Source organism: Microbacterium sp. AG1240 (assembly GCF_003635115.1).
GTDB lineage: Bacteria > Actinomycetota > Actinomycetes > Actinomycetales > Microbacteriaceae > Microbacterium.
Window position 1 is genome coordinate 1,359,597 of sequence record NZ_RBXJ01000001.1, and the last position, 25,308, is coordinate 1,384,904.

The 25,308-nt window shown below is 68.8% G+C and carries 24 protein-coding genes and 2 tRNA genes; 17 read left to right on the forward strand and 9 right to left on the reverse strand.

From position 1 onward, the window contains the following. The first annotated feature begins 16 nt into the window (after positions 1–16). A complete protein-coding gene (locus DEU34_RS06380; protein ID WP_121149289.1) occupies positions 17–691 on the forward strand; it encodes a hypothetical protein in 675 nt (224 codons plus the stop codon). On the opposite strand, the gene DEU34_RS06385 is transcribed toward DEU34_RS06380, so the two are convergent. The 4 genes from DEU34_RS06385 to pepN form a co-directional block, all read right to left on the reverse strand. Beyond that, the gene (locus DEU34_RS06385) at positions 688–2,349 is read right to left on the reverse strand and encodes an FAD-binding dehydrogenase (protein WP_121149290.1); all 1,662 of its coding nucleotides are present in this window, start codon (positions 2,347–2,349) and stop codon (positions 688–690) included. The genes DEU34_RS06380 and DEU34_RS06385 overlap by 4 nt on opposite strands. Positions 2,350–2,375: 26 nt before the next feature. Further along, on the reverse strand, positions 2,376–2,837 hold the full coding sequence (locus DEU34_RS06390) for a globin (protein ID WP_121149291.1): 462 nt from the start codon (positions 2,835–2,837) through the stop codon (positions 2,376–2,378). Beyond that, positions 2,834–3,982: a mechanosensitive ion channel family protein gene (locus DEU34_RS06395; protein ID WP_121149292.1), complete on the reverse strand. Its 1,149-nt coding sequence runs from the start codon at positions 3,980–3,982 to the stop codon at positions 2,834–2,836. Before DEU34_RS06395 ends, DEU34_RS06390 begins: the two co-directional genes overlap by 4 nt. Before the next feature lie 65 nt (positions 3,983–4,047). After that, positions 4,048–6,624 (reverse strand): aminopeptidase N, encoded by a 2,577-nt coding sequence (gene pepN / locus DEU34_RS06400; protein WP_121149293.1) that lies wholly within the window; start codon positions 6,622–6,624, stop codon positions 4,048–4,050. A gap of 166 nt (positions 6,625–6,790) precedes the next feature. Between pepN and DEU34_RS06405 the strand changes: the two genes are divergently transcribed. The 5 genes from DEU34_RS06405 to DEU34_RS06425 are packed head-to-tail and all read left to right on the forward strand — an operon-like array spanning position 6,791 to position 11,767. Beyond that, the gene (locus tag DEU34_RS06405) at positions 6,791–8,005 is read left to right on the forward strand and encodes a ferrochelatase (protein ID WP_396652103.1); all 1,215 of its coding nucleotides are present in this window, start codon (positions 6,791–6,793) and stop codon (positions 8,003–8,005) included. Between the two features lie 27 nt (positions 8,006–8,032). Further along, positions 8,033–8,566: a ribose-5-phosphate isomerase gene (locus DEU34_RS06410; protein ID WP_121149294.1), complete on the forward strand. Its 534-nt coding sequence runs from the start codon at positions 8,033–8,035 to the stop codon at positions 8,564–8,566. Between the two features lie 52 nt (positions 8,567–8,618). After that, on the forward strand, positions 8,619–9,623 hold the full coding sequence (locus DEU34_RS06415) for an Fpg/Nei family DNA glycosylase (protein ID WP_121149295.1): 1,005 nt from the start codon (positions 8,619–8,621) through the stop codon (positions 9,621–9,623). Positions 9,624–9,641: 18 nt separating this feature from the next. Beyond that, a complete protein-coding gene (locus DEU34_RS06420; protein ID WP_121149296.1) occupies positions 9,642–10,277 on the forward strand; it encodes an FMN-binding negative transcriptional regulator in 636 nt (211 codons plus the stop codon). Then, on the forward strand, positions 10,274–11,767 hold the full coding sequence (locus DEU34_RS06425) for an amidohydrolase (RefSeq protein WP_121149297.1): 1,494 nt from the start codon (positions 10,274–10,276) through the stop codon (positions 11,765–11,767). Before DEU34_RS06420 ends, DEU34_RS06425 begins: the two co-directional genes overlap by 4 nt. Positions 11,768–11,820: 53 nt before the next feature. Here DEU34_RS06425 and DEU34_RS06430 read toward each other — a convergent pair whose 3' ends face one another. Next, positions 11,821–12,312 carry a Dps family protein gene (locus DEU34_RS06430; protein WP_121149298.1) on the reverse strand — a complete coding sequence of 164 codons (492 nt, stop codon included), beginning with the start codon at positions 12,310–12,312 and terminating at the stop codon, positions 11,821–11,823. A 149-nt stretch (positions 12,313–12,461) separates the two neighbouring features. Here DEU34_RS06430 and DEU34_RS06435 point away from each other — a divergent pair, with 149 nt between their 5' ends. Beyond that, positions 12,462–14,615 (forward strand): acyltransferase family protein, encoded by a 2,154-nt coding sequence (locus DEU34_RS06435; protein WP_259460048.1) that lies wholly within the window; start codon positions 12,462–12,464, stop codon positions 14,613–14,615. Between the two features lie 67 nt (positions 14,616–14,682). Continuing rightward, the gene (locus DEU34_RS06440) at positions 14,683–15,237 is read left to right on the forward strand and encodes a gamma carbonic anhydrase family protein (RefSeq protein ID WP_121149300.1); all 555 of its coding nucleotides are present in this window, start codon (positions 14,683–14,685) and stop codon (positions 15,235–15,237) included. A gap of 14 nt (positions 15,238–15,251) precedes the next feature. Here the strand turns inward: DEU34_RS06440 and DEU34_RS16205 are convergent, their stop codons facing one another. Both DEU34_RS16205 and DEU34_RS06445 read right to left on the reverse strand, forming a co-directional pair. Further along, positions 15,252–15,398: a hypothetical protein gene (locus DEU34_RS16205; RefSeq protein WP_183042373.1), complete on the reverse strand. Its 147-nt coding sequence runs from the start codon at positions 15,396–15,398 to the stop codon at positions 15,252–15,254. A 54-nt stretch (positions 15,399–15,452) separates the two neighbouring features. Further along, positions 15,453–15,526, reverse strand: a tRNA-Gly gene (locus DEU34_RS06445). Between the two features lie 153 nt (positions 15,527–15,679). Here DEU34_RS06445 and DEU34_RS06450 point away from each other — a divergent pair. From DEU34_RS06450 to clpX, 6 genes are all read left to right on the forward strand, one after another. After that, positions 15,680–15,753, forward strand: a tRNA-Pro gene (locus DEU34_RS06450). Positions 15,754–15,829: 76 nt separating this feature from the next. Continuing rightward, positions 15,830–17,257: a trigger factor gene (gene tig / locus DEU34_RS06455; protein ID WP_121149301.1), complete on the forward strand. Its 1,428-nt coding sequence runs from the start codon at positions 15,830–15,832 to the stop codon at positions 17,255–17,257. 64 nt (positions 17,258–17,321) lie between these two features. Beyond that, positions 17,322–17,816 carry a tetratricopeptide repeat protein gene (locus DEU34_RS06460; RefSeq protein WP_121149302.1) on the forward strand — a complete coding sequence of 165 codons (495 nt, stop codon included), beginning with the start codon at positions 17,322–17,324 and terminating at the stop codon, positions 17,814–17,816. 80 nt (positions 17,817–17,896) lie between these two features. Beyond that, positions 17,897–18,484 (forward strand): ATP-dependent Clp protease proteolytic subunit, encoded by a 588-nt coding sequence (locus DEU34_RS06465; protein ID WP_116646420.1) that lies wholly within the window; start codon positions 17,897–17,899, stop codon positions 18,482–18,484. A 31-nt stretch (positions 18,485–18,515) separates the two neighbouring features. Beyond that, positions 18,516–19,187 carry an ATP-dependent Clp protease proteolytic subunit gene (locus DEU34_RS06470; protein WP_121149303.1) on the forward strand — a complete coding sequence of 224 codons (672 nt, stop codon included), beginning with the start codon at positions 18,516–18,518 and terminating at the stop codon, positions 19,185–19,187. A gap of 166 nt (positions 19,188–19,353) precedes the next feature. Continuing rightward, positions 19,354–20,622, forward strand: a complete 1,269-nt coding sequence (gene clpX / locus DEU34_RS06475) for an ATP-dependent Clp protease ATP-binding subunit ClpX (protein ID WP_121149304.1) — start codon at positions 19,354–19,356, stop codon at positions 20,620–20,622. A gap of 51 nt (positions 20,623–20,673) precedes the next feature. On the opposite strand, the gene DEU34_RS06480 is transcribed toward clpX, so the two are convergent. Beyond that, on the reverse strand, positions 20,674–22,719 hold the full coding sequence (locus DEU34_RS06480; protein WP_121149305.1) for a M3 family metallopeptidase: 2,046 nt from the start codon (positions 22,717–22,719) through the stop codon (positions 20,674–20,676). Between the two features lie 99 nt (positions 22,720–22,818). On the opposite strand from DEU34_RS06480, the gene DEU34_RS06485 reads away from it, so the two are divergent. Genes DEU34_RS06485 through DEU34_RS06495 form a run of 3 tightly spaced genes read left to right on the forward strand, consistent with a single transcriptional unit; the run spans position 22,819 to position 24,892 of the window. After that, the gene (locus DEU34_RS06485; RefSeq protein WP_121149306.1) at positions 22,819–23,430 is read left to right on the forward strand and encodes a transcriptional regulator; all 612 of its coding nucleotides are present in this window, start codon (positions 22,819–22,821) and stop codon (positions 23,428–23,430) included. Beyond that, complete coding sequence (locus DEU34_RS06490; protein WP_121149307.1) at positions 23,427–23,636, forward strand: hypothetical protein; 210 nt, start codon at positions 23,427–23,429, stop codon at positions 23,634–23,636. Before DEU34_RS06485 ends, DEU34_RS06490 begins: the two co-directional genes overlap by 4 nt. Continuing rightward, positions 23,633–24,892, forward strand: a complete 1,260-nt coding sequence (locus DEU34_RS06495) for an MFS transporter (RefSeq protein WP_121149308.1) — start codon at positions 23,633–23,635, stop codon at positions 24,890–24,892. Before DEU34_RS06490 ends, DEU34_RS06495 begins: the two co-directional genes overlap by 4 nt. On the opposite strand, the gene DEU34_RS06500 is transcribed toward DEU34_RS06495, so the two are convergent. Further along, the gene (locus tag DEU34_RS06500) at positions 24,889–25,299 is read right to left on the reverse strand and encodes a VOC family protein (protein WP_121149765.1); all 411 of its coding nucleotides are present in this window, start codon (positions 25,297–25,299) and stop codon (positions 24,889–24,891) included. The two genes, DEU34_RS06495 and DEU34_RS06500, sit on opposite strands and share 4 nt — an antisense overlap. Positions 25,300–25,308: the final 9 nt, after the last annotated feature.

The window sequence follows — 25,308 nt, forward strand, 5'->3', positions numbered from 1 at the left end:
TGGTAGTTTAGGGCGGGTGTCCGCTCGTCTCGTGTTCCCCGATCCGCAGGGCGCCGCCGACGTCTTCACGTTCGCCTCCCGCGCCGCCCAGCTCGGCGACGGCGCGGTTCGGCTGCGCGCCGCAGAGGGGACGCTCGTGATGACGTCCGCCCCGCTGGCGCCCCGCGACCTGCTCGACGCGACCCCCACGGTGCTGGGTCTGCGCGCCACCTCTGTCGATCCCGAGCTCGTCTGCGATCTCGTGGTGCCCGGCAGCGCCCTCGCGATCGCTGCCGACGATGCGTCGCAGGTCGTGCTGCCCGACTCCGCCGTGACGGCGACCTGGGCCGGTATCTCGCCGCCGCGCGCGGGATGGCGAGCCGTCGGCGAGGTCGCCGCATCCGTTCTCGCCTCGCGTGCGCAGGCGGGCATTGCCAGTGTCGCGCAGACCGTGCCGCGTGATGCGGGCGAGGAGATCGTGCAGAGCGTCCGGGCGAGTGTGTGGGGTGCCGACGAGCCCCTTCTCGACGGTCTGCCACTGGGCGCCGCGTTCGCGGCGTTCGCGCTCGGGTTCATATCGGGCGAGGAGCAGGCGCAGGTGCGCGAAGCCGGACCATGGCGTCGGCTCTCGCTGCGACGGGGGCACGTGCTGGTGAGGTCCACCGTCCGCAGCGGGCTCACGCCCGTGCGTTCCACGGGCAGCGCGGGTTAGACCGCCGCAGCCGCGCGTCCGGCGACGCGCCCGGAGAAGAGGCATCCGCCGAGGAACGTGCCCTCCAGCGCGCGGTAGCCGTGCATGCCGCCGCCCCCGAAGCCGCTCGCCTCACCGGCGGCGAACAATCCCGGCACCGGGTGCCCCCCGGCGTCGAGAACTCGCGCCTGCAGATCCGTCTGGAGCCCACCGAGCGACTTCCTGGTGAGCACGTGGAGCTTCACGGCGATGAGAGGCCCCGCTGCGGCATCGAGGATGCGGTGGGGTGCGGCCGTGCGCACCAGGCGGTCGCCGCGGAACGAGCGCGCGGAGCGCAGCATCGCGATCTGGGCGTCCTTGGTGAAGTCGTTCGAGATCTCACGGTCCCGTGCTTCGACCTCGAACCGGACGCGCTCGATGTCGAGCAGATGGCCGTCGGGGAGCGCTCGCATACCAGTGAGGAGGTCGTCGAGACTGTCGCGCACGACGAAGTCCGCGCCGTTGTCGAGGAACGCCTGCACGGGCGCGGACGCGCCCTTCCCGAGACGCGAGCGCACCAGGAGCGGGACGTCCTTGCCCGTGAGGTCGGGGTTCTGCTCGCTGCCGGAGAGGGTGAACTCCTTCTCGGCGATCCGCGAGGACAAGACGAACCAGGAGTGGTCGTGGCCGGTGCTGCGCAGATGAGCCAGTGTGCCGAGGGTGTCGAAGCCGGGGAAGAGGGGCACGGGGAGCCGCCGTCCCGTCGCATCCAGCCAGAGCGAGGACGGCCCGGGCAGAATGCGGATGCCGTGATCGGGCCAGACCGGCGACCAGTTCTGGATGCCTTCGACGTAGTGCCACATCCGGTCGGCGTTGATCACGTTCCCCCCGGCGGCTTCGGCCACGGGGAGCACGGAGCCGTCGACGTAGGCGGGCACCCCCGAGAGCATCGCGCCGGGCGCGGTGCCCAGTCTCGCCGGCCACATCGCCCGTACGAGGTCGTGGTTCCCTCCGATTCCACCCGAGGAGATGATCGTGGCACCCGCACGCACCTCGAAGCGGTCGATCACGTCGCGATTCGTGGCCGCGCCCCGTTCGGCGAGGCTCGGTGCCAGCACGTCGCCCACCGCGCCGACGACCACGCCGTCATGGACCGCCAGCTCCGAGACGCGGTGGCGGGGGAGCACCAGGAGGCGCCCGTCCGACTCGGCGTCATCGGCCGCGCGAAGGAAAGGAGCGAGCACGCCCGGTCCGGTTCCCCATGTGATGTGGAACCGAGGCACCGAGTTGCCCGGCCCGATCGCGCCGTACCCGCCGCGCTCGGCCCATCCCACGACGGGGAAGAAACCCAGGCCGAGCCCGCGCAGCCACGAGCGCTTCTCGCCGGCGGCGAACTGCAGATACTCCTCGGCCCACCGCCGGGGCCACGCATCCTCCGCACGGTCGAAGCCGGCGTTGCCGAACCAGTCCTGCCGCGCGAGATCGAGCGAGTCGTTCACGCCGAGCCGTCGTTGCTCCGGTGAGTCGACGAGGAACAGGCCGCCGAACGACCACCACGCCTGGCCCCCGACGTTCGTGCGAGGCTCCTGATCGACGATCACCACGCGCTTGCCGGCCAGAAGCGCCTCGCGTGTCGCTACCAGGCCGGCCAGCCCCCACCCCACGACGAGTACGTCGGTGTCGTAGATGCGAGCGGTCATGGCGACTCCTTCGTCGTCGTGCGTTGTCAGTCGGCGCTGTCGCTCCGGCTCGAGACGGGGAGTCCCGGGGCCGAACGCCCCTCCGGAGGGGTTCCGATACCGGTCGGCTCGAAGGTGTTCACCATCGCCAGCGCCGCCCTCTGCAGATAATCCCACAGCGTGGCCTCGTGAAGGGGGGAGAGCTCCAGCTCGTCGACCGCAGCGCGCATGTGTGTGAGCCAACGGTCGCGGGCATCGGGGTTCACGTGGAACGGCTGGTGACGCATCCGCAGCCGCGGATGACCGCGCTGCTGGCTGTAGGTGGTGGGGCCGCCCCAGTACTGCGCGAGGAAGAGCGTCAATCGTTCGGCGGCGGGGCCGAGGTTCTCCTCGGGGTACATCGGCTTGAGCACCTCGTCACCCGCCACTCCCCGGTAGAACGTGTCGACGAGTCGTCGGAACGTGGGCATGCCGCCGATCTCGTCGTAGAAGCTCGTCTGCTCGGTCACTGGTCTTCCTCGCCGGTTTCGGGTCTCGCCTTGGTGGCGGGGGGTGTCTTCTGCTCACGGGCCTCGCCGCCCTGATCCTTCGTCTTCGGTCGCTTGCGCGGCTTCCACACCGGCCGATGCTCGACGGTCACCGGGTTGGGGCGGGTGCGGGGAGGATTCGCCCCGCGCACCCGCTGCGCGCCCTCGAGCCCGCTGAGGGTGATCGAATTCAGCTGAGGAAGGGTGAGGCCCAGTTCGTCGATCGCGTTCTTCAGCCGCATCCGCAGCTCCCGGGCGACGTCGTCCTTCGCGTTGGCGCGGGTCTTCATGACGAGGCGGATGACGAGCGCGTCGCCGGAGACCGATTCGAGACCCCAGACCTCGGGCTGCTCGATGATGCGGGAGCGCCACTTCGGCTCGTCGGTGAGCGACTTCGCTGCGGCGAGCATGGCTCCCTCGACCTCCGGGATGTCGGCGTTGGCCGGCACCGCGAGGTCGATGATGACCCGCGACCACCCCTGCGACATGTTGCCGATGCGCAGGATCTCGCCGTTGCGGACGTACCAGAGCGTGCCGTTCACGTCACGGACGTGGCTGACGCGCACGCTCACGTATTCGACGACGCCGGTCGCGAGCCCGAGGTCGACCACGTCGCCGATGCCGATCTGGTCTTCGGCCACGATGAAGATGCCGTTGAGCACGTCTTTCACGATGTTCTGCGCACCGAAACCGAGACCCGCACCCACGGCGGCGGTCAGCAGCGTCAGAGAGGCGAGCACGTCGGGGGCGACGATGCCGACGATGAGCACGAGCGCGACGACGACGATGACGACGCTGAGGATGTTCTGCAGGATCGTGCCGAGCGTGCGCGTGCGCTGGACGAGCCGCACGGCCGCGAGCGGCGACCGCTCCAGTGCCTGGGTATCGTCGACGTTCGCCTTGTTCTTCGCGCCGGAGACCACGCGGCCGACCACTCGACGGATGACCGCGCGAAGAAGCCATGACACCGCGAGGGCCACGACGATGATGCCGGCGACGCCGAGCAGGTTCATGCCGACTTCCCGCAGCCAGACCAGTACCGCTTGCCAGAACTCAGGGGTGAGGATCACGCCGGGGTTGGGCGGGTCGGTGGGTTCGGGGGCGGGTGCGGCGAGGAAGGAGGGCATCCCTTTAATGCTAACGACGAACGCCTCGGAGCCGGCTGGGCTCCGAGGCGTTCGAGGGGGCGTTCCTATTCGGCGTCGCGCTCCTGCACCGACAGTGCGCGCTCGACGCCGGCGAGGTTCTCGTTCACGAGACGACGCAGCGCTGCGGGCGCCGAGGCGTTCTCGGCCAGCCACGCGCGCGTCGCGTCGCGCAGCGCGGTGTCGGCGAGAGCCGCCGGGTAGAGCCCGACGATGAGGTACTGCGCGATCTGGTAGCTGCGCGAGTTCCAGATCGGCAGCAGCATGTCGAAGTACCGCGTGACGAAGTCACGCAGCACGCTCACGCCGGCGGGGTGTACGAGTCCGGCTGCCGCCGCGCGCACGATCGTGTTCGGAGCGTCGTCCTTGACCACGAGGGAGTCCCACGCGGCCAGCTTCGCCTCGGCCGTCGGGAGCGCGGCCTTCGCCTGCGCCGCGAACTCGCCGCCCTTCGCCGTGTTGTCGGCGGCGAGGGCGTCGTCGATGTCTTTCGCTGAAACGGCACCGCCGGCGGCGAGCGAGACCAGCAGCTGCCACGACAGGTCGGTGTCGACGGTGAGACCGTCGAGCGTCGTGTCGCCGTCTCGGAGCGCGCGCACCTGGGCCCACTGCGCGTCGGTGGCGGCGGCGGACGCGAAGGCGGTGACGAACTGCAGCTGACTGTCGCTCTCGGGCGCGGCGGCACGTGCCAGCTCCCACATCGCGTCAGCCACCTTGGCCCGGGTCTCGTCGCGCTTGTGCGGGGCGACGTACGCGTTCGCCGCGAGCTGCAGCTGGGCGAGCGTCGTGCGCACGGTCGTCGACTCGGTCTCGGAGCCGATGTTGCGCAGCACGAGGTCGACGTAGTCGGTCGCGGATGCTTCGGCGTCGCGCGTCTGGTCCCAGGCGGCCCCCCAGACGATGGAGCGGGCCAGCGGGTCGCTGATGTCCTTCAGGTGCGCGATCGCCGTGGCCAGCGACCGCTCGTCGAGACGGATCTTCGCGTACGCGAGGTCTTCGTCGTTGAGGAGCACGAGGTCGGGGCGCCGGACGCCGACGAGCTCGGGCACGTCCGTGCGGTCGCCGTCGACGTCGAGCTCGATGCGGTGCACGCGCTGGAGCGACCCGCCCTTCAGCGAGTAGAAGCCGACCGCGAGGCGGTGCGGGCGGATGGTGGGGTAGTCGGCCGGGGCCGTCTGCACGATGGCGAAACGCGAGAGCGTGCCGTCGGTCGACTCCTCCAGCAGAGGGGAGAGCGTATTCACGCCGGCGGTCTCGAGCCATTTGCGCGACCACGCGCCGAGCTCCCGGCCGCTCGTGGCCTCGAGCTCGGTCAGCAGGTCGCCGAGCTCGGTGTTCGACCACTCGTGCTTGGCGAAGTAGGCGGCGACGCCGGCGAAGAACTGCTCGATTCCGACCCACGCCGCCAGCTGCTTCAGGACGGAACCGCCCTTGGCATAGGTGATGCCGTCGAAGTTGACCTGCACGTCCTCGAGGTCGTTGATCTCCGCGACGACGGGGTGGGTGGAGGGGAGCTGGTCCTGGCGGTACGCCCAGGTCTTCTCCATGGCGTTGAAGGTCGTCCACGCCTCGGTCCACTCCGTGGCCTCGGCCGTCGCGATCGTCGAGGCCCACTCGGCGAACGACTCGTTCAGCCAGAGGTCGTTCCACCACTTCATCGTGACCAGGTCGCCGAACCACATGTGGGCCAGCTCGTGGAGGATCGTGACGACGCGGCGTTCCTTCACCGCATCCGTCACCTTGCTGCGGAACACGTAGGTCTCGGTGAACGTGACGGCGCCGGCGTTCTCCATCGCTCCGGCGTTGAACTCCGGGACGAACAGCTGGTCGTACTTCGCGAAGGGGTAGGGGTAGTCGAACTTCTCCTCGTAGTACGCGAAACCCTGCCGGGTCTTCTCGAAGACGTAGTCGGCGTCGAGGTGCTCCCAGAGGCTCTTGCGCGCGAACACGCCGAGGGGGATCACGCGGCCGGAGGCGCTCGTGAGCTCGGAGAACGTCGACTCGTAGGGGCCCGCGATCAGGGCCGTGATGTACGAGGAGATACGCGGGGTCGGCTCGAACGTCCACGTCGCGACGCCGGTGCTCTCGGCCCCGGGGCCTGCCGAAGCGACGGGCTCGGGGGAGGGCGAGTTCGACACGACGACCCAGGTCTCGGGGGCCGTGATCGTGAACTGGAACGTCGCCTTGAGGTCGGGCTGCTCGAATACCGCGAACACGCGGCGAGAGTCGGGAACCTCGAACTGCGTATAGAGGTACACCTCGCCATCGACCGGGTCCACGAAACGGTGCAGGCCCTCGCCGGTGTTGGTGTAGCTGCAGTCGGCCACGACGACGAGTTCGTTCCGGGCCTCGAGGCCGCTCAGGGCGATACGCGAGTCGGAGTGGGCCGACACCGGCACGTCGCGGCCGTTCAGCGTGATCGAGTGCACGTAGCCCGAGATGAGGTCGATGAAGGTGTCGGCGCCTTCGACCGCGGAGAAACGGACGACGGTGCGGGAACCGAAGACCTCCGCACCTCGCGTCAGGTCGAGCGCGATCTCGTACTCGATGCCACCGCCCGCGGCCGGGTCGACGACGGAGCGGCGCTGCTGCGCTTCGCTGCGGGTGAGGTTCTCTCCAGGCACTGACGTTCTCCCAGGGGTAGAGGGGTCGGATGCTGCGCGACGCGGCTGGCGCCGTTGACAACCGTCCCACCCTATCTCCGGGGCGGATCGACGCGGAGGGGGTGGTTCGCTACACCATCGAGCTAACCCGGCGAAGCGATGCGGCGGGAGTGGAAGAATCGACGGCGTGACCGCCAACGAATCCCTCCAGCCAGCCCCGGCCGACGCCCCCGCGACCGTGCTCTTCGCATCGCCCGCCGCGTCGTCAGGTGCTCCCCACGTCGAGACGCCGGTCGCCTACGACGCGATCCTCCTCGCCGGATTCGGCGGCCCGGAGGGGCAGGACGACGTGATCCCGTTCCTGCGCAACGTCACGCGGGGTCGCGGTATCCCCGACGAGCGTCTCGAAGAGGTCGCCCACCACTACCGCCACTTCGACGGCATCAGTCCGATCAACGCGCAGAACCGCGCGCTGAAGGCGGCGCTGGAGGCCGAGATCGCCCGCCGCGGCCTCGGGCTCCCCGTCTACTGGGGCAACCGCAACTGGGCGCCGTACCTCGAGGAGGCCGTGTCGGATGCCGCTGCGGCCGGCGACACGACGCTGCTGGCGGTGGCCACCAGCGCCTACAGCTCGTTCTCCAGCTGCAGGCAGTACCGCGAGGACTTCGCGCGCGTGCTGACCGAGACCGGAGCGGGAGCGTCGGTCACCATCGACAAGGTGCGCCAGTTCTTCGACCACCCGGGCTTCGTGGAGCCCTTCGTGACCGGGGTCCGCGACGCGGTGCAGGCCTTCGTCGCTCAGGACGTCGATCCCTCCGCCATACAGGTGCTGTTCTCGACGCACTCCATCCCCACCGCCGATGCCGAGCGCTCCGGCCCCCGCGACGTCGACTTCGGCGAGGGTGGCGCGTACGCGGCCCAGCACCGAGCGGTCGCCGAGGTCGTCATGGACGCCGTGTACGCAGCCGTCCCGGGGTCGGCCGGCGTGCTCGACTGGGAGCTCGTGTACCAGTCGCGCTCGGGCCCGCCCACGCAGCCGTGGCTCGAACCGGATGTCAACGACGTGATCGCCGAGCTGCCCGGAAGGGGCGTGGAAGCGGTCGTGATCGTGCCGCTCGGTTTCGTCAGCGACCACATGGAGGTGCTGTGGGACCTCGACACCGAGGCCATGGAGTCGGCCCAGGAGGTCGGCATCCGCGCTGTGCGCACACCGACGCCGGGCGTCGATCCGGCCTACGTCGCCGGTCTCGTCGACCTCATCGAGGAGCGCCTCAACGGCACGCCCGCCTCGGAACGCCCCCACGAGACCACGCTCGGGCCGTGGTTCGACGTCTGCCGGCCGGGCTGCTGCGAGAACGTCCGAGCGGGTTTCAAGCCCGCGGTCTCGGGCGTACTCCCCTGATCCCGACGCACTTCTAGGATGAGTGCCATGCGCATCCACATCGCGACCGACCACGCGGGTCTCGACTTCTCCACCCAGCTCCAGCACCACCTCGCGGCACAGGGCCACGAGGTCGTCGACCACGGCCCCATCGAGTACGACCCGGTCGACGACTACCCGGCGTTCTGCATCCGCGCGGCGCAGGCCGTGGTCCGCGACCAGGCCGCCGGCATCGACACCCTGGGCGTGGTGTTCGGAGGCTCGGGCAACGGCGAGCAGATCGCGGCGAACAAGGTGCGCGGTGTGCGGGCGGCGCTCGTATGGAACATGGCGACCGCCGAACTGGCTCGCGAGCACAATGACGCCAACGTCATCGCGATCGGGGCGCGCCAGCACACCTTCGAAGAGGCCGCGGCCTTCATCGATCGTTTCGTCGCCACGCCGTTCTCGGATGAGGAACGCCACGCGCGGCGCATCGCCCAGCTCGCCGCGTTCGAGAACGACGGTTCTCTGCTCCCCGACCCCCGCGCGGCGATCCGGGGCGGCGAAGACGTCGACGCCTTCGATCCGGAAGCAGGCTGATGCCTGCATCCGGATCCTTCGACGCTCTGTCCATCGAACTGCGAGCAGGCTGATGCCGGAGGGCCATTCCGTCCACCGCATCGCCCGCCAGTTCGACCGCAACATCGTCGGGCGCCGCGTCGCAGCATCCAGCCCCCAGGGGCGCTTCGCCGACGGTGCCTCCATGCTGGATGGTCGCCAGGCGACATCGGTGCGCGCGGTCGGCAAGCAGATGTTCCTGGAGTTCGACGACGACGTCTGGCTGCGCGTGCACCTCGGCATGTACGGCGCCTGGGACTTCGCCGGTGACATCGTCGTCGATCCCACCATCGCGTCGTCGAACGGGCGCATGGGGCAGACGAATCAGCGCGGCACGGTCGTCGGCGACGACGACGAGCCGATCATGGATGCGGCGGGCGAGAACTCCCTGTCGTCGATCGGGGCCCCCCGGCGCGCCCGGGGTCGTGTCCGGATGTCGGAGCAGACGCGCGGCCTGGAGGAGGAGACCGAGTGGCCCCCGCCCGTCGTGGGCCAGGTGCGGCTCCGCCTGCTCACGGAACTGACGTGCGCCGACCTCCGCGGGCCCACGGCATGCCAGATCCAGACACCCGATGAAGTGGCCACGACCATCGCCAAGCTCGGACCCGACCCCCTCGTCGACGACGTCGCCGAGGGGGAGGAGCGCTTCGTCTCCGTGGTCCGTCGGAAGCCGACGGCGATCGGTCTGCTGCTCATGGATCAGAGCGTCGTCAGCGGCATCGGCAACGTGTACCGGGCCGAGATGCTGTTCCGTGCGCGCCAGAACCCCCATACGCCCGGTCAAGACGTGCCCGAAGAGGTCGTCCGCGGGTTGTGGCGCGACTGGGTGCGGCTGCTGGCGATCGGTGTCGAGGCCGGTCAGATGATGACCATGGACGACCTCGACCCGGCGGCCTATCGCGCGGCCATGGCCAGCCGCGACGATCGCCACTGGGTCTACCATCGCGCGGGCCTGCCCTGCCGGGTCTGCGGGACGTCGATCATCGTCGAGGAAGCCGCCGGGAGGAAGCTGTACTGGTGCCCCCGGTGCCAGGCGTGACGGCTCTAGGCTGAGCGGATGCGGCAGAACCCGAGCTTCGCGATGACCGATGTGGGCGAGCTGCGTCGCCTCATCGAGCGCCACCCCTGGATGACCCTCGTGAGCAGTACGGACGACGGTCTCGTCGCGTCCCACTACGCCGTGCTGCTCGACGAGGATCGCGACGATCTCACCGTGGTCGGGCACGTCGGCAAGCCCGACGACCTGATTCTCGGGCTCGGAGAGCGAGAGCTGATGCTGGTGGTCCAGGGCCCGCACGGATATATCTCCCCATCGTGGTACGGCGACGCGGCTGCCGTCCCCACCTGGAACTTCGTCTCGGCCCACCTCACGGGAGTCCCCGAGATCCTCGCGCCGGAGGAGAACCTGCGCGTGCTCGATCGACTGGTCGAGCGCTACGAGCGGCGGGTGCCCGAGCCGCGGATGCTGTGGGAGAGACCGAACGACGAGATCTTCGTCGAGCGGCTCGAAAGAGGAACCGTCGGATTCCGGATGACGCCCACGAGGGTCGTCGCGAAGCGGAAGCTGAGTCAGAACAAGACGCCCGACGTGGTCGAGACCATCATCGCCGAGCTCAGTGGCGCCGGCGCGTACGCGCAGCCCGAGCTCGCGGCGGAGATGCGGCGCGCGGCAGACACGCGCGTGCAGCGATGATCGGGGCGCAGGTCGGCACGATCCGTGGTGCCCGCGTCGCCGGAGCGGGACGGGAGGTGCTGCCGCACGATGGCGCGTTCGACGTGTTCATCGCCGACGGGCGCATCGTGGACATCGCGCCCACCGGTGTTCTGCGCGCGCTGGGCGAAATCGTCGATGCAGACGGCTCATGGCTCATCCCCGGGCTCTGGGACCACCACGTGCACGCGCTGCAATGGGCCCTCGCGTCCCGGCGGATCGATCTAGGCCACGCCGCGACCGCGCGCGAGGCGGTCACGATCATGGCGGCGTCGACGCCGGTCGACGGACGCCGCATCGGCGTCGGTTTCCGGGATGCGCTGTGGCCCGATGAGCCGTCGCTCGCGCTGCTCGATGAGGCGACCGGTGATCTGCCCGCCTACCTCATCAACGCCGACGTCCACAGCGTGTGGCTCAACACCGCTGCCTTCGCCCGGGAGGGATTCCCCGCTGACCCGTCGGGGTTCCTCGGGGAGGAGGACGCCTTCGAGATCTCGCGCCGGCTGAACGCCGCCGATCCGTCGGGGGGCGATCGGTTGGTCGAGGAAGCCGCGCGCGCGGCTGCGGCCCGCGGCGTGGTCGGGATGGTCGACCTCGACATGGCGTGGAACGACGAGCCGTGGATGCGGCGCGCGGCCGCGGGGTTCGACGTGCTGCGCGTGCGCTACGGGATCTACCCGCAGCATCTCGACCGCGCAATCGCCGAGGGGCTGCGGACGGGTGATCCGGTTCGCGGTTCGGCGGGCGGCCTCATCCGCACTGGACCGCTCAAGGTGATCACCGACGGCTCGCTCGGTACGCGTACCGCCGCGTGCGGGCACCCGTACTCCGGTGATCCGCACAACCGCGGCGTGCTGACCGTCGATCCCGCAACCCTCGTCGACCTCATGATGCGTGCGACCGGTGCGGGATTAGAGTGCGCGATCCACGCGATCGGAGACGTCGCGAACTCGCACGCCCTGGATGCGTTCGCGACAACCGGCGCGGTCGGAACGATCGAGCACGCGCAGCTGGTCGCCGCGGCCGACGTCCCGCGGTTCGCCCGACTGGACGTCACGGCGAGCGTTCAACCCGAGCACGCGATAGACGACCGCGACGTCACGGACGAGATGTGGGCGTCGCAGACTGCGACGGCCTACCCGTTACGCGCTCTCGTCGACGCCGGCGCGAACCTCGTCCTCGGATCGGACGCACCGGTTTCTCCGCTCGATCCCTGGGCCGCCATCGCGGGTGCCGTGTACCGCACCCGCGACGGCAGGACGCCCTGGCGTCCCGAGCAACGGATCGACGCGGCGACGGCGCTGGCGGCGTCGACGGCCGGCGGATCCCGCGGCGGGGCGCGCATCGAGCCGGGGGCTCTGGCTGATCTCGCGCTCTGCGAGAACGACCCGCTGGGAGCGTCCGAACTCGAGCTGCGCGGCATGCAGGTCTCGGCGACGCTGCTGGGAGGGCGGTTGACGCACCTCACGTGAGACGACGAAGGGCTCCGGGATCGACCCGGAGCCCTTCGTCGTGGAGTGCGTGCTTACGCGGCGAGGTGCGCGAAGAGGAACCAGCGGTCCTTGTCGAGGCCTCGCTTGATCTCGATCGCGACGTCCTGGCTGGTGAGGTCGGTCTCGTCGAGTCCGTCGACTGCGGCCTGCAGGTCGCCGAGGACGGCGTCAATGTCGGCGAGGACCGCGCGGATGATGACGTCCGACGGAGCGAACCCGGCGGGGACGCTGGTCTGCTTCGCCTTCGACGCGACGCTCTGCAGCCGCGAGTCGATCGGCAGCCCCAGGGCGACGATGCGCTCCGCGGCGAGGTCGGACCAATCCTGAGCGTGGCTCACGATCGTGTCGAGCAGTTCGTGGACGCCGATGAAGTTCGCGCCGCGCACGTGCCAGTGCGCCTGCTTGCCGTTGACGACGAGTGCCTCGAGGCCGAGGACGACGGGGGAGAGGAACTGGGCGGTGGCGGCGGCCATCGTGGGGTCGGCGACCGTCGCGGTCTCGGAAGTGGTGTGGATGTCAGTCATTTTCGCCTCCATGCTGGGCACATCGTGCCCCTATGGATGCCAACGCTACTCAGCCCTTCGCATTCCGCAAGCAAGCTGAGGCTCGGCTTACGCCCGCGGAAACACGCGTCGTTCCCGGCTCCGTGTGCGCCGTCGACTACCGTCGAGGGGTGCACTCCGCTGACTCCCGCTCCGGCGCCGACTCCCGCTCCGGACCGCGAAACCTCGGTGAGCCGGTCGTCACCCGGGCCAGGCTCCGCTCCGACCGCTCACCCGAGCACGCGGAGCCGTCTCGTTTCCTGCCGCACGTGCAGGGGCTCCGTGCGATCGCCGTGCTCTTCGTCGTGCTGTACCACTTCTGGCCGGCGCGTCTTCCGGGCGGCTACGTCGGTGTCGACATCTTCTTCGTCATCTCCGGGTTCCTCATCACCGGTCACCTCATGCGGGAGCTCACCGCGACCGGGACGGTGAAGCTCGGCCAGTTCTGGGCGCGTCGAGCTCGGCGCCTCCTGCCGGCATCGCTGCTCGTCCTCCTGGTCTGCGCCCTCGTGGCGACGTCCCCCTACCTGACCCCCACGTCGGCGCTCCCGAACGAGGTGCAGGAGATCGTCGCCTCCACGTTCTACGTGCAGAACTGGTTCCTGGCCTTCACGTCGGCCGACTACCTCAACCACGGCGGCGAACCGACCACGGTCCAGCACTACTGGTCGTTGTCGCTCGAGGAGCAGTTCTATGTGATCTGGCCGCTCCTCATGCTGCTCGCCGCCTGGGTCGCGGTGAAGTGGATCCGAGGAAACGTGCGCCGCACGGTGCTCGTCACCCTCGGCGCCGTCTCGGTGGCCTCCTTCGTCTTCTGCGTCGTCTTCACCCTCACGAACCCCGCGCCGGCCTACTTCGTCACCTTCACCCGCATGTGGCAGTTCGGGGTCGGCGCGATGATCGCCCTCGTGCCGATGCTGCGCGTGCGCCAGAGATGGCTGAGCTTCGTCCTCGGTTGGGGCGGGGTCTTCGTCCTCCTCTTCGTCGCCTTCCGCTTCGACGGTCAGACCCCCTTCCCCGGCTACATGGCGGCTCTTCCGACGGCGGGAGCCGCGGCGATCATCGCGGCATCGAACACCGAGCGCTGGTGGTATCCGACGCGGGTGCTATCACTCCGTCCGGCTCGGTTCATCGGAGACATCTCCTACTCGCTGTACCTGTGGCACTGGCCCCTGATCGTCATCGCCCCGTCCGTTCCGTTCTGGGGTCTCACGATCTACCACCGTGTCGCCCTCCTGGGCATCTGCTTCGTGCTCGCGTGGTTGACCAAGCGGTTCGTCGAGGATCCGACGCGCAGCTGGAAGGTGCTCACCTCCCGGCCCGCGAAGGTGACGCTGTGGACCTCGCTCGCGGCGATGCTCGTCGTTGCTCTCACCGCAGGCGGGGCATGGGCCGTCAACGCGACCACCTACCGCGACGGGGTCACCACCCTCGCGCAGCTGCGCGAAGACCCGCCCGACTGCTTCGGAGCGGCGTCGGTGCTCGAACCGGGGTGCGCGGCCACCGATTTCGGCGACAGCATCCTCCCGGCCCCCGGCTTCGCCGGCGTCGACAGGCCGGGTGATGAGCAGTGCTTCATCCAACTGAACGACTCGCGCGCCCAGCAGTGCGATTTCGGTTCCGACGCGGCCGACGCCCCGCGCATCGCTCTCGTCGGGGACAGCCACGCCTTCCAGCTGCTCTCGACGATGCAGCGCGTCGCCGACGCCGAGGGATGGCACCTGACCACCTTCTTCAAGGGCGCGTGCCCGTGGAACGCGACGCCGCTGTCGACGCCCGGTGCATTCGGAGACGCGTGCTCCGACTGGCGCGCCGGCGTGCAGCAGAGCCTGGACTCCCAGGACTTCGACGCCGTGTTCACCGCGGCGATCGCGACGACGCCGTACTCACCGGCCGGCTACGACTCGTCGTACGACGCGGCGGTGGCCGGGTACCGTGACGCATGGTCGACCATGAACGACCGCGGGATCCCCGTGGTGACGGTGGTCGACAATCCGGTCTGGGAGACCGACCCCAACAAGTGCCTGCGCACGCGTGACGCGGCGGAATGCACGGGTTCCCGGGCCGACGTCCTCGTCGAGAACGACCCCCTGCGCGGGGCGGCGGAGGGGCAAGACCTCGTCACGCTCCTCGATTTCACCGACGTGTACTGCGACGACGAGGTCTGCCGTCCCGTGGTCGGAGGCGCGAACATCTATCGTGACCAGGATCACCTGACCGTGACGTTCGCCGATTCTCTCGCCCCTCAGATCACCGCGGCCCTGGAAGAGGCCATGACGCGGTGAGCGGATGTCGGCGGCTCATCGCACGATGCGGCCGAGTTCCGTCGAGGTGTGTCAGTAGGGTCGATGGATGACCAGCGCCCACGATGCCAGTCTTCTCCGCCTCGGCGAGGCGGCCCCCGTCGTTCACGAATCGGCCTTCGTGGCCGCGGGCGCCCGGGTGATCGGGGCGGTCTCGCTCGGTCGAGAATCGAGCGTCTGGTACAACGCGGTGCTCCGGGCCGACGGCGCCGACATCGTCATCGGGGCCGGTAGCAACCTCCAGGACAACGTCTCCGTGCACGTCGACAAGGGGCATCCCGTGCGCATCGGTGAGAACGTGTCGGTCGGCCACAACGCGGTCGTCCACGGATGCACCATCGGCGACGGGACGCTGATCGGGATGGGGAGCGTGGTGCTCTCCGGCGCTGTGATCGGCGAGGGGTGCCTCGTGGCGGGGGGAGCAGTCGTGCTGGAGGGGGCCGTGATCCCGCCGGGATCGCTGGTCGCCGGTGTGCCCGCGAAGGTGCGTCGCCAACTCACCGACGACGAGAAGAGCACGATCCTCCGCAATGCGGAGGCCTACCGGGCGAGGCTGGACGATCACCGCGCGGCGGTCGAGGTGACCGGCGACCGTCCGGAGTGACGCGGGTCGGCGCCTCAGCCGAGCTCGATGACGATGCGCCCGCCGCGAATGACCCCCGGACCATCGCCCGGAGTGGGCACCGGCGCGGGGAGCTCCTGTTTCGATTGCCACTCGTCGCGCGCGTGGGAAGCCGTCGGGTGGAAGAGGGCGAGAACGTCCATTCCTCCAGCCAACCCGAGGGGGAGAGGCGGCGCATCAACCGAATGGATGATCTTTGGAGGGGCTGACGGGAATCGAACCCGCATCATTAGTTTGGAAGACTAAGGCTTTACCACTAAGCTACAGCCCCGCGATTTTCAGTTATCCACGGCTCAGCCGCAGCATCCGAAAGTCTACCGGTTCCGGGCACCCGTTCTGCACATCCGTCCCGTCCGGCGGGTGGTGGCGGCCCCATCGTCTAGACTTCTCGGGGCCGTATCGTCGCACGTCCGCGTGCACCGCCCGGGGCGTAGCTCAGCTTGGTAGAGCGCCCGCTTTGGGAGCGGGAGGCCGCAGGTTCAAATCCTGTCGCCCCGACGAACGAGCCCCGCAGACCCCAGACCCTTCCGAACGCCGCGCTGTGCGCGGTCCACCACGAGGAGAACGAACAGGCATGGTCAACAGCACCGTCGAGAAGCTCAGCCCCACCCGGGTGAAGCTGCACATCACTGTCTCGCCGGAGGAGCTCAAGCCGAGCATCGCTCACGCGTACGAGCACATCGCGCAGGACGTGCAGATCCCCGGTTTCCGCAAGGGCAAGGTGCCCGCCCCCATCATCGACCAGCGCGTCGGCCGCGGCGCCGTCGTCGAGCACGCCGTCAACGAGGGCCTCGACGGGTTCTACCGCGCGGCCGTCGAGCAGCAGAACCTCCGCGTCATCGGCCGTCCGAACGCCGAGGTCGTCGAGCTCCCCGAGCTCAAGGACTACTCCGGCGACCTCGTCGTCGATGTCGAGGTCGACGTGCGCCCCGAGTTCGATCTGCCCGCCTACGAGGGCATCACCCTGACCGTCGACGCGGTCGAGGTCGACGAGGCGGCCATCGACGCCGAGCTCGACGGCCTGCGCGCCCGCTTCGGCACCCTCGTCACGGTCGACCGCCCCGCGGCCACCGGCGACTTCGTCGAGCTCGACCTCGTCGCCACGATCGACGGCTCCGAGATCGACCGCGCCGACGGCGTGTCGTACGAGGTCGGCTCCGGCGAACTGCTCGAGGGCATCGACGAGGCCATCGAATCGCTCACCGCGGGCGAGGACACCACGTTCCGCTCGAAGCTCGTCGGCGGCGACCACGCCGGTGAAGAGGCCGAGGTCTCGGTCAAGATCACCGCTGTCAAGGAGCGCGAGCTTCCCGAGGCCGACGACGACTTCGCGCAGATCGCGAGCGAATTCGACACGATCGCCGAGCTGCGCGACAGCCTCAAGGAGCGCGTCGCCCAGCAGTCGACCTTCACGCAGGGTTCCGCCGCGCGCGACAAGCTGATCGAGGAGCTGCTCTCGCAGGTCGAGATCCCCGTGCCGCCGCAGCTCATCGAAGACGAGGTCCACAACCACCTCGAGGGCGAGAACCGCCTCGAAGACGACGAGCACCGCGCCGAGGTCACCGAAGCGAGCGAGAAGCAGTTCCGCACGCAGATGATCCTCGACAAGATCGCCGAGGACGGCAACGTCCAGGTCTCGCAGGAGGAGCTGACCCAGTACCTCATCCAGTCGGCCGCCCAGTACGGCATGGCTCCGCAGGAGTTCGTCGAAGCGCTGCAGCAGGGCAACCAGCTGCCCGCGCTCGTCGGCGAGGTCGCGCGCAACAAGGCGCTGGCCGTTGCTCTCGGTCGCGTCACCGTCGTCGACTCCAACGGCGCTCCCGTCGACCTGAGCGGCTTCGTCGCGGTCGAGGACGAGCCGGAGGCCGAGGCCGAGGTCGTCGAAGAGGCCGAGGAGATCGCGGATGCTGCGGCAGACGCTTCCGACGCCGAGACGGTCGTCGCCGAAGAGAAGCCCAAGAAGAAGGCCCCCGCCAAGAAGAAGGCCGCGGCCAAGGAGTAAGACCCTCGAAAGGGGCGGATGCAGCAGCATCCGCCCCTTTCTCGTCCCCGGGAGAAGCAGAGCGATGAGCGAGCAGAGCTGGCAGGACCGCGTGGACGCGGTGTGGGCGGATGACACCCTGGCCCCCGACGACGTGGTCCGGGCGATCGACACGCTCGCTTCCGAGCGGCCCGCGGACGACCCGGTGGCGTTGTTCGAGCGCGCCGGCGCCCGCGACTCGGCCGGTCGAGAGTCCGAGGCCGAGGTGCTGTACCGGCGCGCGCTCGAGCTCGGGCTCGACGACGAGCGCCGCGCACGTGCGACCATCCAGCTGGCGAGCACGATCCGCAATCTCGGCCAGGTGCCGGAGGCGCTCGCCCTCTTGCGCGTGGAGTACGAACGCGCCCCCGGCACGCCGATGCACGACGCCGCCGCGGCGTTCTACGCACTGGCGCTGGTCTCGGCGGGGCAGGCCGACCGAGCAGCCTCCGTCGCTCTTCGTGCGCTCGCTCCCCACCTCCCGCGGTACACCCGGTCGGTGCGGGGCTACGCCGAGGAGATCGTGGATGGACACGCTTGATCTGCCCACGGCGAACACGACCTCGGGCCTGAAACCACGCCGGTAGATTCGAAGCCGACCCCGAGGAATCAGGAGTATTCATGGCCGAACCACTAATGGCAACCAGCGTCTTCGACAGGCTCCTCAAAGACCGCATCATCTGGCTGGGCTCAGAGGTGCGTGACGAGAACGCCAACGAGATCTGCGCCAAGATCCTGTTGCTCGCCGCCGAAGACCAGGAAAAAGACATCTTCCTGTACATCAACTCGCCCGGCGGTTCGATCACCGCGGGTATGGCGATCTACGACACGATGCAGTTCGTGCCGAACGACATCGTGACCGTCGGTATCGGCATGGCCGCCTCGATGGGCCAGCTGCTGCTCACGAGCGGTACGAAGGGCAAGCGGTACATCACCCCGAACGCGCGCGTCCTCCTCCACCAGCCGCACGGCGGGTTCGGCGGCACGTCGAGCGACATCCAGACCCAGGCTCAGCTCATCCTCGACATGAAGCGTCGCCTCGCCGAGATCACGGCCGGCCAGACGGGCAAGGACGTCGAGCAGATCAACGCCGACGGCGACCGCGACCGGTGGTTCTCGGCCGAGGAAGCACTCGAGTACGGCTTCGTCGACCACATCCGCTCCAGCGCGCTCGACGTGACCGGCGGCGGCGGAACGACCGCCGAGTAACGCACCCGAAGGCGAAAGAGAGAGAACCCACATGCACACCCCCACCTTCGGAGCCGCGTCCGGCCAGGGCATCCAGATGCCCAGCAGCCGCTACATCCTGCCGCAGTTCGAGGAGCGCACGGCCTACGGCTACAAGCGCCAGGACCCGTACAACAAGCTGTTCGAAGACCGCGTGATCTTCCTCGGCGTGCAGGTCGACGACGCGTCGGCCGACGACGTGATGGCGCAGCTGCTCGTGCTCGAGAGCCAGGACCCCGACCGCGACATCATCATGTACATCAACTCGCCCGGCGGCTCGTTCACGGCCATGACGGCGATCTACGACACGATGCAGTACGTCTCGCCGCAGATCCAGACGGTCGTGCTCGGCCAGGCGGCATCGGCGGCGTCGGTGCTCCTCGCCGCCGGCGCGCCCGGCAAGCGTCTCGCGCTGCCGAACGCCCGCATCCTGATCCACCAGCCCGCCGTCGGCGAGTCGGGTCACGGGCAGGCGTCGGACATCGAGATCCAGGCCGCGGAGATCCTCCGTATGCGTACCTGGCTGGAGGCCACCCTCTCCAAGCACTCGAACAAGACGCCGGAAGAGGTCAACAAAGACATCGACCGCGACAAGATCCTCTCGGGCGAGGAGGCTGTGGCGTACGGCCTCATCGACCAGGTGCTCACCACGCGCAAGCGCACTCCGGCGGCACTCACCTCCTGATCGGATGCTTCGAAGCCCCCGTCGCAGCTCGCGACGGGGGCTTCGTCGTGTTCGCCGACGGCGGGAGGAACAGGCGATCTCCAATGCCCTCCGATGTCGCGGGCAGAGGTTAGGCTCGTCAGTGCGCACGGGGGAGTGGCTCCCGTGGTGGCGAGGAGGAGCCGCAATGGCACGTATCGGTGAGAGCGCCGACCTGTTCAAATGCTCCTTCTGCGGAAAGAGCCAGAAGCAGGTGCAGCAGCTCATCGCTGGTCCCGGCGTGTACATCTGCGACGAGTGCGTCGAGCTGTGCAACGAGATCATCGAAGAGCGCATGGCCGAGTCCTCCGCCGGCGTGGTGTCCGACTTCGACCTGCCCAAGCCCCGCGAGATCTTCGCGTTCCTCGAGGAATACGTCGTCGGACAGGAAGATGCCAAGCGCTCCCTGGCCGTCGCCGTCTACAACCACTACAAGCGCGTCCGCGCACACGGAACGATCCAGCCCGCCGAGCAGCGCGCCGATGAGATCGAGATCGCCAAGAGCAACATCCTCATCCTCGGACCGACCGGTACGGGCAAGACCTATCTCGCACAGACCCTGGCGAAGCGTCTCAACGTTCCGTTCGCCGTGGCCGACGCCACGGCCCTCACCGAGGCCGGTTACGTCGGCGAAGACGTCGAGAACATCCTCCTGAAGCTGTTGCAGGCCGCCGACTTCGATACCAAGCGCGCCGAGACCGGCATCATCTACATCGACGAGGTCGACAAGATCGCCCGCAAGGCCGAGAACCCGTCGATCACCCGCGACGTCTCCGGCGAGGGCGTGCAGCAGGCACTGCTGAAGATCCTCGAGGGCACCGTCGCGTCGGTGCCGCCGCAGGGCGGCCGCAAGCATCCGCACCAGGAGTTCATCCAGATCGACACGACGAACGTCCTGTTCATCGTGGCGGGTGCGTTCGCCGGTCTCGAAGACATCATCTCGGCGCGCGTGGGCAAGCACGGCGTCGGCTTCGGCGCCCCCCTGCACAGCAAGGGCGAAGACCTGAACCTCTTCAGTGAGGTGCTGCCGGAAGACCTCCACAAGTTCGGACTGATCCCCGAGTTCATCGGGCGTCTTCCCGTGGTCGCGTCGGTGTCGCCCCTCGGCCAGAACGCCCTGATGGAGATCCTGACGGAGCCCAAGAATGCACTCGTGAAGCAGTACCAGCGCATGTTCGAGATCGACGGCGTCGAGCTCGAGTTCGAACGCGACGCCCTGCTCGCCATCGCCGATCGCGCCGTCGGGCGCAAGACCGGTGCGCGCGGTCTCCGCGCGATCCTCGAAGACGTGCTCGGACCGATCATGTTCGACGTGCCGTCGTCCGACGATGTCTCGAAGGTCATCATCACGCGGGCCTGCGTCGAGGACGGCGCCGCTCCGACGATGGTGCTCGAGCAGAAGCGCAAGAGCGCCTGACGACATCGCGAATGTGAGAGCGGCCGGGGGGAACCCCGGCCGCTCTCACATTCAGTCCTCCAGGCCGCGGCGCTTCAGCAGCGGCGCGATCTGGGCGGTACGCCCGCGGAAGTCCCGATAAGCCTCGAGCGGGTCCTTCGACCCGCCGACGCCGAGCAGGCGGTCGCGGAAGCGGTCGCCGTTCTCCCTTGTCAGCCCGCCGCTCTCGCGGAACCACTCGACCGTGTCGGCATCGAGCACCTCGCTCCAGATGTACGAGTAGTAGCCCGCGCTGTAGCCGCCCGAGAAGATGTGCGCGAAGTACGTCGACGAGTAGCGGGGTGGCACGGTCGGGTCGTCGAGGCCGATATCGGCGAGTGCCGTCTCTTCGAACTCGGCCACGTCGATCTCTCGCGACGACTCTGCGGCCGACAGGGAATGCCACGCCTGATCGATCCAGGATGCGGCGAGGTACTCACTGGTCGCGAAGCCCTGGTTGAAAGCCTCGGTCGCCGCGAGTTTGACGACCACCGCGGAGGGGAGCGCCTCGCCGGTCTCGTGGTGCCGAGCGTAGTTCGCCAGCACCTCGGGCCAGAAGATCCACATCTCGTTGACCTGGCTGGGGAACTCGACGAAGTCGCGGAAGACCGCCGTGCCGCCGAACGACGGATAGGTGACCGTCGCGAACAGCCCGTGCAGAGCGTGCCCGAATTCGTGGAACAGCGTGGTGACCTCGTCGAGCGAGAGCAGAGTGGGCTGGCCGGAGGCGGGGCGATTGACGTTGAGGTTGTTCACGACGACGGGAGAGGTGCCCCGCAGGGCGGACTGCACCACGATCGAGTTCATCCAGGCCCCGCCGCGTTTGGTGTCGCGGGTATAGAGGTCGAGGATGAACAGGCCGAGCGCCGAACCATCGGGGTTCGTCACCTCGAAGACCCGGGCCTCGGGATGATAGGCCGCGAGATCGTGACGCTCGGAGATCGTGATGCCGTAGAGCTTCTCTGCCGCGAAGAAGACGCCGTCCTGCAGAACGCGCTCCGCCTCGAACCACGGTCGAAGCGCAGCGGTATCGAGGTCGTACTCGGCCTGACGAACCTTCTCGGTGTAGAACGCCCAGTCGTGGGCTTCGACCTCGACGCCGTCGGCGGCGGCGATGGCGCGCAGCTTCTTGCGTTCGAGCTGCGCGTTTCGCGCGGCGGGAGAGGCGAGGCGGCGCAGCAGGTCGTGCACCGCAGCGGGAGAGCCGGCCGTCTCGTCCGCAGTCACGTACGCGGCGTGGCTCGCGAAACCGAGGAGCGCCGCCCGCTCGGCGCGGAGTCGCACGATCTCCAGGAGCACGGGACGGTTGTCGTGGGCACCGGGGCGGCGGCCGCGCAACCGCGACGCGTCCAGAATGCGGCGACGGCTCTCGCGATTCGTCAGGGCCGCGAGGTAAGGGTGTCCGGTGAACAGGGGGAGCGTCACGACGAAGCGACCGTCGAGGCCGCGGTCGGATGCCGCCTGCGAGGCGGCCGACAACTGGCCCGCGTTGAGTCCGTCGAGCTCGACGGCGGTGTCGAAGACGACGGCAAGAGCGTTCGTGTCTGACAGAAGATTCTTCTCGAACGTGGTCGTCAGGACGGCGAGTCGTTCGTTGACGGCTGTGAGTCGCGTCTTGTCCTTCTCTCCGAGGCCGGCTCCGGCTCGTGACATCTCGCGGAAGCGACGCTCGACGAGGTAACGCTGCTCTGCCGAGAGGTCGAGATCATCGAGCCGATCGTGGAGGGTTCGCACGCGATCGAACAGTCGCACATCCAGCTCGATCGCATCGTGGTGGGCGGACATCCGGGGTGCGAGGGCCTCCTCGATCTCCTGCACCGCGCCGGTGGCATCCGCGGAGGCGATCGTGTAGAAGGCGCTGGCTACTCGTCCGAGGAGTTCTCCGCTTTTCTCCAGCGCGAGCATCGTGTTCTCGAAAGTCGGCGCATCCGCGCTCGTGGCGATGCGCTCGACCTCCTCGCGCTGCCGCGCGAATCCCTCCGCGAAAGCCGGGAGGTAGTGATCGGTGTCGATCGACGCGTAGGCGGGAAGCCCGAAGGGGAGGGTGGGCGGGCGCAGGAAGGGGTTATCGGCAGCCATTCGTCCACCCTACGTCGGAGGTCGACAGCCTCAGGCGCGGTGGTGAGAGCATGCAAAGATAATGTTGCAAATGAATGTTGGCAAAGGTATCTTTGCATCATGACCGAGCCGCACACAGAGCGATTCCCCGCGAGAACAGACCGTGTCCTCGACGTCGGCGCCCTCCGAGCCCTCGCCCATCCGCTGCGCGTGCGCATCTTCGACATGCTCAGCCAGTACGGGCCGCAGACCGCGAGTTCCCTCGCGGAGCGCCTCGGCGAGTCGAGCGGTGCGACCAGCTACCACCTCCGCGCCTTGGCGAAGCATCAGCTCATCCGCGAAGTGGAGGGGCGCGGAACAGCGCGGGAGCGATGGTGGGAGCGCCCGGCGGGCGGGATCGAGCTCACCAACCCGGATGCGATGAGAACGCCGGCCGGGCGGGCCGTCTCGCAGATGGTCATGAGCGAGTTCCTGCGCAACCGCCACGAGCAACTGGCGGAATTCTCCGAACGCGGGATCGACGCGGAGACCGCCGAGTGGCGCGACGCCGTGATCCTGTCCACGGCGAACACGCGGTTGACCGTCGAACAGACACGCGAACTCTCTCGCTCGATCCAGGCGCTGCTCGACGCCGCCGTAGACACTCATCGAGATCAGACCGGCGACGGCGTGAGGCCGGTCACTATTCGCGCCGACGTGTTCCCGCTTCCGGAGTTGGGAGACGAACGATGACCGTGCTGACCGCGTCACGACGCGTGGCGCGGGCGACGACCCTCGACCGCCTGCTCCGCGCCGCCGCACACGCGCTCGACGGCTACGTCAGCGCACGTCAGCGTCGGCGCCTCGACTCGCTGGAGTTGCACGGTCGACGACGGGCGGCCTCGGAAGCACAGCGTGACCGAGCCGGCGCTGTCGCCATGCAACTGATGCCGCGGTGACGTCCCGACCGGTCGATGCGCCGCATCGGGGCCTCGGTCGCGACTTCGGCAAGCTGTGGACGGCAGCCGCCTTCAGCAACCTCGCCGACGGGGTGGGTCGCACCGCTGTGCCGCTCATCGCCGCCACTCTCACCCGCGATCCGCTGCTGATCTCCGTTCTGGGGGCTCTCGCCTTCGTGCCCTGGCTCGTCTTCGGCCTGCCGGCGGGCATGATCGTCGACCGTTTCGACAGGCGTTCCGTGATGGCCGTCGCGAACGTGCTGCGCGGTCTCGCCGCGGTGGGCCTCGCGCTCCTGACCGTGCTCGGTCGCCTCGACATCACCGCACTGCTCGTGGGCGCGCTCGTGTTCGGACTCGGTGAGACGCTCTTCGACAACGCAACGAACGCCGTCATCCCCGGCCTGGTCTCGCGGGACCAGCTGGACAGGGCCAACGGAAGGATCCAAGCCGCTCAGATCACGGTCGACACCTTCGTTGCGACACCCATCGGCGGTCTCCTGTACGCGGTGTCCCTCGTGCTTCCCCTGTGGGTGGGGGCGGCGGGCTACCTCGTTCCGGTCGTCCTCGCTCTGCTGCTTCCCGCGGCGGCAGCGCGGCCGGCCGTCGCGTCGCCGGCCGGCTCGAGCCGGGCGCTCGGCTCCGCCCGCGACGCCGTGACATTCCTGTGGCGGCATCGATACCTGCGGGCCATGGTGGGGTTCACGGCGGTGATCGGCTCGGCGCTGAGCTTCGCCCAGGCGGTCACCGTGCTCTACTTCCTCGACGAGCATTCGGTGCCGCCGGCCGCGTTCGGCTTCGTGACCGCCGGTATCGGGGTGGGCGCGCTGGCCGGCTCGCTCGTCGCCTCGTCGCTGGTGCGGCGCCTGGGACGCGGTCCGGTCATGCTCGGAGCGAATCTGGTGTGCGCCGGTGGACTCGGTCTGACGGCCGTCGCCCCCGGGGTGTGGAGCGCGATGGTCTCATACGCCGTCTTCGCTTTCGCGGTGGCGATCTGGAACGTGCCGTGGGGCGCCCTACGCCAGCAGATCGTTCCCGGTGCTCTCTTCGGGCGCGTACTGGGAATCATCCGGATGCTGACCTGGGGCCTGTTCCCGATCGCGACCGTACTCGGCGGGTGGGTGTCGCGGGTCGACCTGCGACTTCCGTTCGCGATCGCCGCGGCCGTGGTGCTCGCAGCGACGCTCGTCTCCGTGCCTCTGCTGATCGGGGGCACGCGTGCGGCCGGGGCGGATCTTCCCGACCGGGTCGCGCGCTAGCGAGGCTGCTGGATGCGCACCATGTTGCCCGCGGGGTCGCGCACCGCGCAGTCGAAGACGCCGTAGGGCTGCTCTGTCGGCTCCTGCACGATCTCTACCCCCGACGCCTCCAGCGCCTCGAAGGTGGCCAGGAGGTCGGATGTCGCGAGGTTGATGCCGAAGTAGCTCCCCTTGGCGATGAGGTCGAGCAGAATCCGGCTCTCCTCCGCGGTGAGATCGGGGTTGGCCGTCGGCGGGTGCAGCACGATCGCGGTCTCCGGCTGTGCGGCCGGGCCGACGGTGAGCCACCGCATCCCTTCGTATCCGACGTCGGTGCGCACCTCGAAACCGAGGAGGTCGCGGTAGAACCGCACCGACGCCTCCGGATCGGTGTGGGGCAGGTATGACTCGCGAATCGTGATGTCCATGCCGCTCAC

Bases quoted from the DNA above. Each gene is read 5' to 3' on its own strand.
- DEU34_RS06385 (WP_121149290.1), bottom strand. From the start codon at position 2,349: ATGACCGCTCGCATCTACGACACCGACGTACTCGTCGTGGGGTGGGGG.
- DEU34_RS06395 (WP_121149292.1), bottom strand. From the start codon at position 3,982: ATGCCCTCCTTCCTCGCCGCACCCGCCCCCGAACCCACCGACCCGCCC.
- DEU34_RS06410 (WP_121149294.1), top strand. From the start codon at position 8,033: ATGCGCATCCACATCGCGACCGACCACGCGGGTCTCGACTTCTCCACC.
- DEU34_RS06415 (WP_121149295.1), top strand. From the start codon at position 8,619: ATGCCGGAGGGCCATTCCGTCCACCGCATCGCCCGCCAGTTCGACCGC.
- DEU34_RS06420 (WP_121149296.1), top strand. From the start codon at position 9,642: ATGCGGCAGAACCCGAGCTTCGCGATGACCGATGTGGGCGAGCTGCGT.
- DEU34_RS06425 (WP_121149297.1), top strand. From the start codon at position 10,274: ATGATCGGGGCGCAGGTCGGCACGATCCGTGGTGCCCGCGTCGCCGGA.
- DEU34_RS06430 (WP_121149298.1), bottom strand. From the start codon at position 12,312: ATGACTGACATCCACACCACTTCCGAGACCGCGACGGTCGCCGACCCC.
- DEU34_RS06440 (WP_121149300.1), top strand. From the start codon at position 14,683: ATGACCAGCGCCCACGATGCCAGTCTTCTCCGCCTCGGCGAGGCGGCC.
- DEU34_RS16205 (WP_183042373.1), bottom strand. From the start codon at position 15,398: ATGGACGTTCTCGCCCTCTTCCACCCGACGGCTTCCCACGCGCGCGAC.
- tig (WP_121149301.1), top strand. From the start codon at position 15,830: ATGGTCAACAGCACCGTCGAGAAGCTCAGCCCCACCCGGGTGAAGCTG.
- DEU34_RS06460 (WP_121149302.1), top strand. From the start codon at position 17,322: ATGAGCGAGCAGAGCTGGCAGGACCGCGTGGACGCGGTGTGGGCGGAT.
- DEU34_RS06465 (WP_116646420.1), top strand. From the start codon at position 17,897: ATGGCCGAACCACTAATGGCAACCAGCGTCTTCGACAGGCTCCTCAAA.
- DEU34_RS06470 (WP_121149303.1), top strand. From the start codon at position 18,516: ATGCACACCCCCACCTTCGGAGCCGCGTCCGGCCAGGGCATCCAGATG.
- clpX (WP_121149304.1), top strand. From the start codon at position 19,354: ATGGCACGTATCGGTGAGAGCGCCGACCTGTTCAAATGCTCCTTCTGC.
- DEU34_RS06480 (WP_121149305.1), bottom strand. From the start codon at position 22,719: ATGGCTGCCGATAACCCCTTCCTGCGCCCGCCCACCCTCCCCTTCGGG.
- DEU34_RS06485 (WP_121149306.1), top strand. From the start codon at position 22,819: ATGACCGAGCCGCACACAGAGCGATTCCCCGCGAGAACAGACCGTGTC.
- DEU34_RS06490 (WP_121149307.1), top strand. From the start codon at position 23,427: ATGACCGTGCTGACCGCGTCACGACGCGTGGCGCGGGCGACGACCCTC.
- DEU34_RS06500 (WP_121149765.1), bottom strand. From the start codon at position 25,299: ATGGACATCACGATTCGCGAGTCATACCTGCCCCACACCGATCCGGAG.